This window comes from Burkholderia sp. Bp8963 (assembly GCF_003854275.1).
Taxonomy (GTDB): Bacteria; Pseudomonadota; Gammaproteobacteria; order Burkholderiales; family Burkholderiaceae; genus Burkholderia.
On sequence record NZ_QTQP01000124.1, the window covers coordinates 1 to 2,069 of the forward strand.

The following is a 2,069-nucleotide window of genomic DNA, read 5'->3' on the forward strand; positions in this document are numbered from 1 at the left end:
AGGCTTCAACGAACTGCGCTTCGAGGACGAGGCCGGGCAGGAGGAAGTCTACGTCCACGCCCAGAGGGATCAGAACATCCACGTCAACCATGACGAGACCACCTTTGTCGGCAATGACCGCAGCGAGAACATCTCTCGTGACGAATTGCTCAAGGTTGGCCGTGACCGCCACGACACCATCGCGCGCGACGACCGCTCGGACATCGGCCAGGATCAGTTGATCACTGTTGCCCGCGACCAGACCCTGGTCGTTCAACGGACCCAGCAGATCTCCATTACCCAGGACCGCATCGAAGAAATCGGCAACAGCCGTATCGACAAGGTTGCCGCCAACCACACCACACGGATCGGCGGCCACGCTGAACTGACGGTCCAGGGGCACCATCAGATACAGGCGGGTGAAGCCATCCGGCTGCAAACCAAACGCTACGAAAGCAGCGCCGAGGCGATGCGCTGGAGCACCCCCGGCGGCGTTCTGACGCTCGATGCCAGCGGCCTCAAGTTCAATGGCGCGGCAGTCAACTTCAAGGCCAGTTCCATCGACCTGAACAGCGGCCAGGGCGGGATGCCCGTCACCGTTGGCGGAGCGCCATATGTCGGTGAGCCTGTCTGTGTGGGTTGCTGGCTCAAGGCCTCGGCCGAACACCAGGCACTGGTGAAAGTATGAAGTCACTCGAACAATCGCTGATGAACGAGCTGGCCGTTCCTCGCACCGTGCGTCACTTGCTGGCGGTAAGCGACATGTCGGTACTCGACGACGACCAGCGGGAGCTCGTGAGAACGAGATTCGAGGGCCGTGCTCATCCGCTGCTCCAGGACGCCACCTGGGAAGCGCTCTTGCCCTACAGCCCGCTGCTGCTTGCCGCCCAAGAAGCCACCGAAACAGGCCATCAGCGCCTGCTGGAATCATTCCATGGCGAACAGGGCAACCTCCTCCACGGCTGGATTACAAGCGCACTGCCCGCCGAACAGTTGGCGGCGCATCTGGCCCAGGCGATCGTCGCGCGTGGACCACAAGGCGATACCTTCCTGTTGCGCTACTACGATCCCTTCGTGCTACCGGTGCTATACCGGCACGCCGATCCACGCTGGTGGGCTGAATTGATGGACCCCATCGCGTCCTGGTGGATTCCTCGGGCAGACACCAAGGTCCAGCGCTGGGGAAGAGTGACCGGGCGCGCCGCGACTGGCGCCACGGCGCCATCAGCTCTGGTGATTGACGACACGCTCTGGCAGGCCCTGATTGCCGACCCGCTGCCGCACCAGTTGCTTCAGGCCACCCAGAACCATACCCCCGCGCTATTCGACACCACCTGCCCAGGCGTGCGTCTGGCCCGGATCGAAGCGCACCTCGCCGCGGCGCGCGAAGCCGGCCTGTCCGCACACGACGACCTTCACGATTACGTCTTCTTCGCCCTGGCCCAGCCAGCATCAAGCCTGAAGATCGATCGCAGCTGGCAACAAGCCGTACGCGCAGCGGCATCCGGCGCGGGGCGTCTGGGCGACCTGTATCTGGCGCTGCGCCAGCGGCAGGTATAGCAACGACCACGGGAAAACATCCATGTCCACAGATATTCAATCCCTGACCGAGTTGCTTGGCGCCAGCCGCGACGCCGCCAACCGTACTCGCAGCAACGAAGCACCCAGCCCATGCGTCAGTTGCAAGCGCACCCTCACCATCCTGCCCTTGCGCTACGGCGTGGTGTCCGGCGCCAACCAGGCCAGCGTCGATCACCTCGCGCCCAAGCTACCCGCGAACCTCGGCAAGAAGCTCACACCCATGCTCTCCGGCAGCCGCTATGCCGTGCGCAGCATGCGCGAAGGCTACGTCTATGTCTTTCTCAAGCGCCGCGGCAAGGCTTATGTCTGCGAAGCCGCCTACCGGGTTCATGACAGCGGGCTGCTGCAACCGGTGTGGTCCCATGATCCGGGCACGCCCGTGGGCGGCGTCCTGGGGCTGGGCGGCTGGACCCTGAGCATTGGCGACCCCGAGGACGTCGACGAGGCCCGGCTGCTGTTCACCTCCGACCCGCTCAGCCCCGCCATGGTCGACCGCTATCGCGATGTCA

The 2,069-nt window shown here is 64.1% G+C and carries 3 protein-coding genes; all 3 read left to right on the plus strand.

What is annotated here, in order from left to right; translation table 11 throughout:
* Positions 1-667 (plus strand): bacteriophage T4 gp5 trimerisation domain-containing protein (locus DID96_RS38615; protein WP_409333853.1); only part of this gene is annotated, 667 nt, incomplete at its 5' end.
* A complete protein-coding gene (locus tag DID96_RS37550) occupies positions 664-1,539 on the plus strand; it encodes a DUF4123 domain-containing protein (protein WP_124604338.1) in 876 nt (291 codons plus the stop codon). The genes DID96_RS38615 and DID96_RS37550, both read left to right, overlap by 4 nt.
* Positions 1,540-1,561: 22 nt before the next feature.
* Positions 1,562-2,069, plus strand: a 508-nt coding sequence (locus tag DID96_RS37555; protein ID WP_221624642.1) for a toxin VasX, incomplete at its 3' end; no start/stop codon positions are given.